This is a genomic window from Bacterioplanoides sp. (genome assembly GCF_965219715.1).
Classification (GTDB): Bacteria; Pseudomonadota; Gammaproteobacteria; order Pseudomonadales; family Oceanobacteraceae; genus Bacterioplanoides.
The window spans coordinates 1800496-1810000 of the sequence record NZ_OZ244785.1 but is presented as its reverse complement, the minus strand read 5'-3'; the positions used below and the strand labels follow the sequence as shown (position 1 = coordinate 1810000).

Below are 9505 nucleotides of genomic sequence, written 5' to 3'. Positions count from 1 at the left end.
ACTGTACACCGAAGCTACGGATGCACTTTGTGCATGGTAGAGGAGCGTTCTGTAAGCCGTTGAAGGTCAAGGTGTGAACCAGGCTGGAGGTATCAGAAGTGCGAATGCTGACATGAGTAACGATAAAGGGAGTGAAAAACTCCCTCGCCGGAAACCCAAGGGTTCCTGTCCAACGTTAATCGGGGCAGGGTTAGTCGGACCCTAAGGCGAGGCTGAGAAGCGTAGTCGATGGGAAACAGGTTAATATTCCTGTACTTGTTTGTAGTGCGATGGGGGGACGGAGAAGGCTAGGCCAGCACGGCGTTGGTTGTCCGTGTTTAAGCTGGTAGGCAGAAGACTTAGGCAAATCCGGGTCTTCAATGCCGAGACGTGATGACGGTGACTCTACGGAGTCCGAAGTGGTCGATGCCATGCTTCCAGGAAAATCCTCTAAGCTTCAGCTACAAAGAAACCGTACTCTAAACCGACACAGGTGGGTAGGTAGAGAATACCAAGGCGCTTGAGAGAACTCGGGTGAAGGAACTAGGCAAAATGGCACCGTAACTTCGGGAGAAGGTGCGCCGGCTAGGGTGAAGGACTTGCTCCGTAAGCTCTGGCCGGTCGAAGATACCAGGTGGCTGCGACTGTTTATTAAAAACACAGCACTCTGCAAACACGAAAGTGGACGTATAGGGTGTGACGCCTGCCCGGTGCCGGAAGGTTAATTGATGGGGTTAGCATCTGCGAAGCTCTTGATCGAAGCCCCGGTAAACGGCGGCCGTAACTATAACGGTCCTAAGGTAGCGAAATTCCTTGTCGGGTAAGTTCCGACCTGCACGAATGGCGTAACGACGGCCACACTGTCTCCACCCGAGACTCAGTGAAATTGAATTCGCAGTTAAGATGCTGCGTTCCCGCGGCTAGACGGAAAGACCCCGTGAACCTTTACTATAGCTTCACAGTGAACTTTGAATTGGCTTGTGTAGGATAGCTGGGAGGCTTTGAAGCCGGATCGCCAGATTCGGTGGAGCCAATCTTGAAATACCAGCCTGGTCAATTTGGGGTTCTAACTCAGGTCCATTATCTGGATCGAGGACACTGTGTGGTGGGTAGTTTGACTGGGGCGGTCTCCTCCCAAAGAGTAACGGAGGAGCACGAAGGTCGGCTAATCCTGGTCGGACATCAGGAGGTTAGTGCAATGGCATAAGCCGGCTTAACTGCGAGACAGACACGTCGAGCAGGTACGAAAGTAGGTCATAGTGATCCGGTGGTTCTGTATGGAAGGGCCATCGCTCAACGGATAAAAGGTACTCCGGGGATAACAGGCTGATACCGCCCAAGAGTTCACATCGACGGCGGTGTTTGGCACCTCGATGTCGGCTCATCACATCCTGGGGCTGAAGCCGGTCCCAAGGGTATGGCTGTTCGCCATTTAAAGTGGTACGCGAGCTGGGTTTAGAACGTCGTGAGACAGTTCGGTCCCTATCTGCCGTGGGCGTTTGAGATTTGAGAAGAGCTGCTCCTAGTACGAGAGGACCGGAGTGGACGAACCTCTGGTGTTCGGGTTGTCATGCCAATGGCATTGCCCGGTAGCTACGTTCGGACAGGATAACCGCTGAAAGCATCTAAGCGGGAAGCCCCCTTCAAGATGAGATCTCACTGGAACTTCGAGTTCCCTGTAGGGCCCAGGAAGACTACCTGGTTGATAGGCAAGGTGTGTAAGCGTTGTGAGGCGTTGAGCTAACTTGTACTAATTGCCCGTGAGGCTTGACCATATAACACCCAAACTGGTTGTGTTAACAAGCCAGCTCTGAATAAAACAGAGTAAAGAACAATCGGCAGCCGCCGGTTCGCTAGAGAATCAAAATACTCATGTATCCAACCTTATTTGCAACGTAGTCGCAGACACCGTAAGACGACAACAATGCATACAAGTTTGCTTGACGACAATAGAGCTGTGGAACCACCTGAATCCATTCCGAACTCAGAAGTGAAACGCAGCATCGCCGATGGTAGTGTGGGGCTTCCCCATGTGAGAGTAGGTCATCGTCAAGCTCTTATCCTAAAACCCCTGATCACTTATGTGGTCAGGGGTTTTTCTTTGCGCGTAAGAAACTCCAGAATCTAATGCCTATTTAATCTTCATTATCCGTGTGTTGCTGGAACAACCGTCTGCTGCAGGACGCAGCAGCCGAGCATACAAGGACGTACTGGCTGCGTGTTGTGAGGGAATACCGGATGGTGGAGGTGAGAGGAATTGAAGGAAACCAACCTCACTGTATTCATCAACATCACACGCCGTGCATCCATCCTTGGAGGCTCTGCTATGGCATCCATGCCATAGAAGGTGATTTATGATGAACACAGTAAGTTTGGTTCAGGGGTTAACCGCTAAGCCGGATTCACTGGCCCTGAGTAACTAAAAATAAAAAAGCCCCTACGGTTAGCAATTGCAGAGGCTGTGAAATGCTCAATGTTTAAATCTTATTACAGATAATAAGTCTTCCCAGACTCAGTCCCGCGCTTAATATAATCACGCAGCCCGACGCCGTTTTTGGCTTTGATCTCTTCCAATTCTTTCAGAAGCTTCTTTGCATGGAAGCTATCAAGTTTCTCCATTGCAGAGATGGGCTCAATTTCCGCAGCAATTCGCATTTGCTCCAGAGCTCTGTCCAGTCCTTTGCGTTTATGGATATATAGCAGGCTTTGGGCGGCCTCCAGATGAACGTTTGTGATACGCCGGTTCTGTCCCAAGGCGGCTTTGTAATAGCTTTCAACGACTTCATCATCAGCACCGTAGGCCATACGTCCCATAAAATGCCCCATTTTACGCACGATACCTGCGTCCATTGATCCTTTAGCAGCAAGCACAAAAACGTTAAAGGGCTCGGCTTTGATCATGGCATTCAGCTCTTCAGATAAAGTATCCATATATCCCCGAGTGAGAACGACGGGAGCGGATATCTCTTCGCTAAGGCGAGCCATCGAGTAGAAGGCAAAGTAGCGGGCCATAATGTCATGCCCAGTCAGGTGTTTCGTTTGCTCGTGGCGGTCGATGATGTCTTCCCATAATGCGTGACGTTTGTCTTTATCGTCCTCGAGGCGCAAGCCATAGGTGGCCTGTGAGTAGAAGGCCACGCCATGCCCTAGTGGCCCGAGCGCATAGCCCTGCTTGGCCGCTTGTTGAAAGTTGCCGCGGAAAAACTCACGCCAGGCGTTCTGGAGGTTCTCAGCGAGCTGGTCAATTGACTCAAACTCCGGTGTTGCCAGTTTCAGCTCAGGATTGGCGTCTAGTACGGAGGTTAGGTATGAGCTATCAGGAAATGGGTAGTCGGTAGAGCGGTTCAGCAAAAACCAGTATTCCTGAAGTTTATCGCCGGAATAGTCGAAACCCTGCTGTTCGTATGGAAAGCTTTGCCATTCAAAATTAGTTTTAGGGTTATTCTCGGCATTGGCCTGGCTTAAGAATGAGAACAACATTAACGTCAGTAATGAGAAGCGAAATGTGACATCCATGGGTCACCTCGGTTTATTGTCATTTTTATTACTCAAAGACTACTCAAGCAACGAAGTTGTGTCATTGTGCTGATGCGCCACTGGTAATAGGCTGAAATTTCTTTGCAGTGATTGGAGGCGAGTGAATGCAAGCAGAGCACCAGGTGTTATTAGATCAGGCTCCTTCTGCATTATCTGTTCATGATACATGGGCCCGATTGTGTTGTGAGCAAGGGTTGTTGGCTCTTGAGCAGAAGTGTTATGGCGTTGGTGCTGTGCTGGTAAATTCTGCCGACGAGCTGCTGTGCTCCTCTAAAAATCAGGTATTTAGCGAAGGTTTCCATAGTCATGCTCATGCTGAGATGCTGTTGCTTGATCAGTTTGAGCTCAATGCACAAGGATATAACAGAGATGACTTAACACTGTTTGTTAGTCTTGAGCCTTGCCTGATGTGTTATGGGCGGATCTTGTTATCGGGTATCACCCGGGTACGTTATCTTGCTAAAGACAAGGCTGGCGGATTTGCTGATTACCTGCACCTATTGCCACCTGTTTGGCGTGATCTGGCAGTCAGAGTGTCGGTTGAACAGGCTAATGTTCAGCCTTATTGGATTAAACTGGCCGAATCTCTGATGTCTGAGTTGCAGGATCCTGTTGTAATGCGTCAGCGTACTCTGGCAGCCTGGAAGGGGATGTAAGGGCGGTCTCAACAGTTAATCCGGGCCTGTTTTCCCTCATGCTGTTATACTTCCGCTGTTCACAGATAACTGAACCTGATCAGTTAAATTTCCTCCTGAGTTTTATCGAGAGCACTTCCTTTGTTTGCAGATATCGAATTTAACCCACGTTTAATGCTGGGTCTGGAAAAGTTAAAAATTACTGAACCGACCGATGTTCAGAGCGAAGTGTTGCCACTGGCGATGGCCGGTGAAGATATGCAGGTGTGTGCCGAAACCGGTTCCGGTAAAACGCTGGCCTATCTGCTGCCAATGATGCAGAAAATGCTGGATCAGGATGCGCCAAATTCTGCGACCCGTGCTCTGATTCTGGTGCCGACCCGTGAACTGGCCAAGCAGGTGTTTAAAACCTGTAAGGTGTTTACCGAGCTGACGCGACTGGAAGTGGGCTCTCTTACTGGTGGTGAAGAATTTAAATTCCAGGCTTCTATCCTGCGTAAGAACCCGGAGATTATCGTTGCCACGCCGGGCCGTTTAGTGGATCACCTGAAGCGCGATACTGCTGAACTGGGCGATCTGGAGTTTCTGGTATTAGACGAAGCTGATCGTATGTTAGATATGGGCTTCGCCGAAGATATGAGCATGATTGTTGGTCGTTGTAAGGCAGAGCGACAGACCTTTATGTTGTCGGCAACCTTGCGCCATGAAGGTGTGGGTCGTATTGCCAAAGCCATGCTGAATGAACCGCAGGAAATCACAACCAGCAGTATTCAGGATCGTCACTCTTATATCGTTCAGCAGCGTATTCTGGCCGACGATAATGCTCATAAAGACCGTTTAGTAACCTGGCTGCTATCGAACGAAAAGTTTGAGAAAGCCATAATCTTCGTGAATAAGCGTGACGAAGTTGAGCGTTTATTCGAATTCCTGCGCCGTCATCGCGATGACCTGGCCAGCCTGCACGGTGAAATGACTCAGGATGAGCGTAACTATGTGATGCAGTCATTACGCGAAGGCAAGCGTCGTGTATTGGTTGCTACGGATGTTGCCGCTCGTGGTCTGGACGTTGAAGGTATGGATCTGGTGATCAACTACGACCTCGCACGTAAAGGTGATGAATATGTTCACCGTATCGGTCGTACCGGCCGTGCAGGGCGTGCAGGTCTGGCAATTAGCCTGATTGCTCCAAATGAGTGGAATCTGAAAGCGGGCATTGAACGTTATCTTCAGCAAAATATGGAAGAGCGTGAAATTAAAGAGCTGAAAGGCAAATATCGCGGTCCGAAAAATCTGAAGGCGTCTGGCAAGGCAGGCGGCAAGAAAAAGCTGAAGCCAGCTGATCGTAAGATCGCGGCTAAAAAAGCTAAGAAAGGGCCAGCGGCGAAGAAAGCGTCTGATAAAAAGCGTGGTGGCCCACGCCCATCTCGTCCGAAAACCGATGCCAAGCCATCTAACCTGATGGACACCGAAGGTTTTGCGCCAATTAAGCGTAAGAAGTAACTTGGGCGAGTATCATCTTATGGTACTAACAAATACAACACTCCGTATATCCATCCCTGGAGGCTCTGCTATGGCATCCATGCCATAGAAGGTTGTTTATTGTTAGCACCTAAGCTGATGTTATGTACCGCGAGATCTGGAGAGTTAAACAGCAGATTGAGCTTCCACCTGCTCATCCAGTCCCATGATGATGGCTTCTTGCAAATCTTCACAGCGTTCAACATCTGAGAACGGATTACCCGCCTCATCGACGATATAAAAAATATCTGAGACTTTTTCACCTTCGGTCAGAATCTTCGCTCCCTGCATTTGGGCGCCGAATTCCGCAAAAATAGCTCCCATGCGAGCAAGTAAGCCTGGGCGGTCGGCGGCAGTTACTTCCAGCACCGTACGTTGCATCACCGGATCATTACTCATGGTGACGTGAGTTTCGACCTGGAACTGTTTCAGCATGCGTGGTGTGCGGCGCATGATGATGGTGGTGAACTCATCGGGTTGTGACAGGGATTCCTGCAGGGTAGTGCGGATTGTCTCCAGTCTTTGCGGATCTTCAATCGCCTGATTGTTTTCATCGAGTACGATGTAGGTGTCGACGGCATTGTGTTCGCCTTCGGACGTCATGATGCGGGCGTCCTGAATGTTCAGGTTGAGCTGATCAAGGGTGGCTGTGGTCACCGCAAACAGGTTGGGCTGATCTTTCATAAAGATAAAGATCTGAGTGGCACCTTCAAACTCGTGGTCTCCAATCTGGCGAATAGAAACCAGTGGTTTGCCGCTTTCGCCATGCTGGTTAATCTCGCGACAGTGCCAGACGATATTATCAACACCTTCACGCAGGAAGTAATCGTCGCCTGGCTCTCCTAGCAGTTCGGCGATGCGTTGATCCGACAGGCCGTCAGCCGATAACTGTTCATGAATTTCATGCTGAATATCAGCAATCACTTCATCTTTGTTCAGCGGGTTACCCAGGCCGCGACGCAAGGCTGCTTTTGTGTTGTGGTACAGAGCGCGCATTTGTTCCGCACGCCAGCTGGTCCAGAGTTTTGGATTGGTGGTTACCACGTCAGCAACTGAAATCAAATACAACATTTCCAGGTGGTTCTGGTCACCAACTTCGAGAGCAAACTGATGAATGTCATCCGGGTTGTTCAGATCGAGGCGCTGTGAAGCATGGCTCATCAGCAGGTGGTTTTCGATCAGCCAGGCGACCATATGACCATCGGTAGGTCGCAGGTTGTGCTGGCGGCAGAAATTGCGTGCTATTTCTGCGCCGGTGACACAATGATCGCCTTCAATACTCTTGCCGGTGTCGTGTAATAACGCCGTCAGATACAGCAGTTCTTTTTTCTGCACCCGGTGGATCAGTCGTGAGGCTACCGGGAAGCGTTCGCGTACGTCTTCGCCGAAACGGAATTGGCGCAACATGCGGGTCATGCGCAGGCTGTGTTCGTCGACGGTGTAAATATGGAACAGGTCGTGTTCCATCATGCCGATGATTTTGCCGAACTCCGGAATATACAGTCCGAGAATGCCGTAACGCATCATGCGTGACAGTTCCCGCACAACACAACGACGGTTGCGGATCAGCTGCATAAATAGCTGGTTGTGAACCGGGTTGTTACGGAATTCGTCATCGATCAGATGGCGGTTTTCCCGCAATGCGCGAATGGTGTTGGTGTGAATTCCTTTGGCTTCCGGGCGTTTTGCCATTAGCAGGAAAACTTTTAACAACCATTCTGGCTCGCGCTGGAACAGGTCGGTGTCGTTGTCGTTTAACTGCAGGAAACCATTACACAGGAAAAAGTGTTCGTTTAACGGTTCTACATCGCTGATCTGCCCACACTTCACAAAGTCATCGTTAAAGTGCAGTAGAAGTAAGTCTGCCAGCTCCAGTGTGGCTAGCTGATTGCGATAGAACTGTGACATAAAACGCTCAACACCGAGCTGGCGGTTGTCGTCTTCAAAGCCAAGTACCTCGGCTACGTCACGTTGCAGGTCGAACAGCAGGCGATCTTCTTCACGACCGGCCACCATGTGTAATGCATAGCGGGTGCGCCATAAGAACTGCATGCTCAGCGACAGGCGCTGATGCTCAAACTCGGTCAGGAAGCCTTTGTCCTGAAGCGCCTGCAGGCTACCTTTATCGAAATGACGCATGGTTACCCAGCTGATGGTCTGAATATCACGCAGAGCGCCCGGCGAGTTTTTCACATTAGGCTCAAGGTTGTACTCAGAGCTTTTGTGCTTTTTGTGGCGTTCCTGAATCTCGTTCCACTTAGCATTAAAGAACTGGTCGGCGGGCCACAATTTGTCTGTTTGGGTAGCGACTTTCAGCTGTTTAAGTAAGGACTCACTACCTGCCAGGAGACGACTTTCCATCATATTGGTGATGATGGTCAGATCTTTGGCCGCTTCGTCGGAGCACTCCTGGAGTGTGCGTACACTGTGGCCGATATCCAGTTTCAGATCCCAAAGCAGGGTAATAAACGACTGCAGGTTTTCGGCATTATTGTTGATGGCATCATCGTCAGCACACAGAAGCAGTACGTCGATGTCTGAGTGTGGGTGTAACTCGCCGCGGCCATAACCACCAACAGCAACCAGCGACAGTAATTCGTTCTCCAGACCCATGTGGCGCCAGAGGCAGTTTAAGATGACATCAATTTGCTGAGAGCGGTGAGGAACAAGCGTATCGGCGTCGAGTGTCAGGCGAAAATACTGATGGGCATTATCGAGTAGTTCCGCCAGTAGTGGTTTAACAACAGGAAGCGGTGATGGCGATTCCTGCAGTTGTTGCATTAATTGCTCGGGGGCAATCTGCATTAACTGAATCGCCTGGGTATCCATTGCTGCTTCCTGTGTTTCTGAACCGGACATAAGGAGGATGGGATTACCAGAACCGGGTTTCTTCTTTACGGCGGGTCAGTACTTCGTAACCGTCCGCTGTTACCAGAATGGTGTGTTCCCATTGAGCGGACAGCTTGCGGTCTTTGGTCACTACTGTCCAGCCGTCTTTCATCAGTTTGTTAAATCGAGTGCCCTGATTGACCATCGGTTCGATGGTGAAAATCATGCCTTCTTTTAATTCCATGCCAGTGCCGGCTTTGCCGTAGTGCAATACTTGCGGATCTTCGTGGAACTCTTTACCAATGCCGTGGCCGCAGTATTCGCGCACAATGGAGTAGTGGTTCTTTTCGGCGTGCTTCTGAATCGCGGCACCAATGTCGCCGAGGCGAGTGCCGGGTTTCACCAGATCAATGCCCATGTACAGGCATTCTTGTGTGATATCGACCAGGCGCTGGTTCGGCGCGGTGGCTTCACCGATATGGAACATCTTGCTGGTATCGCCGTGGTAGCCGTCTTTGATCACGGTGATATCGATATTAACAATGTCGCCTTTTTTCAGCACTTTGTCGTCACTTGGAATGCCGTGACAGATTACGTGGTTTACTGACGTGCAGATCGACTTAGGAAAACCACGGTAATTCAACGGTGCCGGAATGGCTTGTTGCTCGTTAACAATATAGTCGTGACAGATACGGTCCAGCTCACCGGTCGTCACGCCTGGTTTTACGTATTCGCCAATCATCTCCAGAGCTTCTGCAGCCAGACGGCCTGCAACGCGCATTTTTTCGATTTCTTCGGCGGTTTTGATGGTGACATTCATACCGGGCGGTGTACCTGTTTTAATGAATAAAAACGCTATTGTACTGGTTGTGATGGCTGAGTTGTACCGCCTGTCGTGATCGTAGTGGATCGATATCGAAGAATCGTATACCGATGCTGGTGTTGGTGGGTTAAAAATGGTATAAAGCGCCCGCGAAATATCGCCCCGGATTACAAAGTGATGCCGG

The 9505-nt window shown here is 50.1% G+C and carries 5 protein-coding genes and 2 rRNA genes (1 of these 7 cut by a window edge); 4 read left to right on the top strand and 3 right to left on the bottom strand.

The annotated features are described in order from the left end of the window. Together ACOQOZ_RS08765 and rrf are read left to right on the top strand one after the other, a co-directional pair. Positions 1–1754 (top strand): 23S ribosomal RNA (locus tag ACOQOZ_RS08765) (it extends 1134 nt beyond the left edge of the window). Between the two features lie 164 nt (positions 1755–1918). Then, positions 1919–2034 (top strand): 5S ribosomal RNA (gene rrf / locus ACOQOZ_RS08760). A 432-nt stretch (positions 2035–2466) separates the two neighbouring features. Here the strand turns inward: rrf and ACOQOZ_RS08755 are convergent. After that, entirely contained in the window at positions 2467–3495 is a 1029-nt protein-coding gene (locus tag ACOQOZ_RS08755; RefSeq protein ID WP_420591890.1) for a hypothetical protein, read from the bottom strand. Positions 3496–3620: 125 nt separating this feature from the next. Here ACOQOZ_RS08755 and ACOQOZ_RS08750 point away from each other — a divergent pair, with 125 nt between their 5' ends. Continuing rightward, positions 3621–4172, top strand: a complete 552-nt coding sequence (locus ACOQOZ_RS08750; protein ID WP_420591889.1) for a nucleoside deaminase — start codon at positions 3621–3623, stop codon at positions 4170–4172. 120 nt (positions 4173–4292) lie between these two features. Beyond that, positions 4293–5651 (top strand): DEAD/DEAH box helicase, encoded by a 1359-nt coding sequence (locus ACOQOZ_RS08745; protein WP_420591888.1) that lies wholly within the window; start codon positions 4293–4295, stop codon positions 5649–5651. A 144-nt stretch (positions 5652–5795) separates the two neighbouring features. Here ACOQOZ_RS08745 and glnD read toward each other — a convergent pair whose 3' ends face one another. Together glnD and map are read right to left on the bottom strand one after the other, a co-directional pair. Then, positions 5796–8498 (bottom strand): [protein-PII] uridylyltransferase, encoded by a 2703-nt coding sequence (glnD, locus tag ACOQOZ_RS08740; protein ID WP_420591887.1) that lies wholly within the window; start codon positions 8496–8498, stop codon positions 5796–5798. Between the two features lie 43 nt (positions 8499–8541). Next, the gene (map, locus tag ACOQOZ_RS08735; protein WP_420591886.1) at positions 8542–9318 is read right to left on the bottom strand and encodes a type I methionyl aminopeptidase; all 777 of its coding nucleotides are present in this window, start codon (positions 9316–9318) and stop codon (positions 8542–8544) included. Positions 9319–9505: the final 187 nt, after the last annotated feature.

Bases quoted from the DNA above. Each gene is read 5' to 3' on its own strand.
- ACOQOZ_RS08755 (WP_420591890.1), bottom strand. From the start codon at position 3,495: ATGGATGTCACATTTCGCTTCTCATTACTGACGTTAATGTTGTTCTCA.
- ACOQOZ_RS08750 (WP_420591889.1), top strand. From the start codon at position 3,621: ATGCAAGCAGAGCACCAGGTGTTATTAGATCAGGCTCCTTCTGCATTA.
- glnD (WP_420591887.1), bottom strand. From the start codon at position 8,498: ATGGATACCCAGGCGATTCAGTTAATGCAGATTGCCCCCGAGCAATTA.
- map (WP_420591886.1), bottom strand. From the start codon at position 9,318: ATGAATGTCACCATCAAAACCGCCGAAGAAATCGAAAAAATGCGCGTT.